A 656-nucleotide genomic window follows, 5' to 3' on the forward strand; every position below is an offset into this window, starting at 1 on the left:
TCAAACTGGGGGACAACCGCTCAACAATTGGCTATAAAATTTGGACAGAAGTTCAAATTGTTATAATTTTACCGCTCGTCGGGACGGGTGCTCCCGCCCCTTGCCGCGAGGCGATCCCCGAGCGATGAGTTATTTTATTGATGAAAAAACGCTGACACAGTTTATCGGACACTTCCGATATGCCTACAATAATCCAGAAGAAAAATAAGGGGAAGAAAAGATAACAATATCAGACTCCCAATGAATCTGATATTGTTTGCTCCCTACTATTTCATTCTTAACACTTAAAAACTTCAATAAGAAATTACAATTTAATATGTATTACATTTTAACCCTGAATATACTATTATAATTGACTCCTCCGTCTAAATCTATTCTTCTTATAGATTTAATAGGTTCTGCTAAGTTGAAGCTTTCCCAAACCCATATTACATCCAGTTCAGAAGATCCGCAAGCCAACCATTCTAGTTTTGTATTCTTCGAAATATCTAACTCTGTGAATAAGTTTCCATAACATTGCAGAGACGTTAAAAATCTGCTGTTGGATACATCTAATGCAACTTAACGACTATGGATTGAAAATCCATAGGTTAAATTACGAATAAAATTCGTGTGAGTGTCGACTATAAGTCGATTGAAAAACAAAAACTAAAGTT

This window comes from Dysgonomonas sp. 511 (genome assembly GCF_010501105.1).
Taxonomy (GTDB): Bacteria; Bacteroidota; Bacteroidia; order Bacteroidales; family Dysgonomonadaceae; genus Dysgonomonas.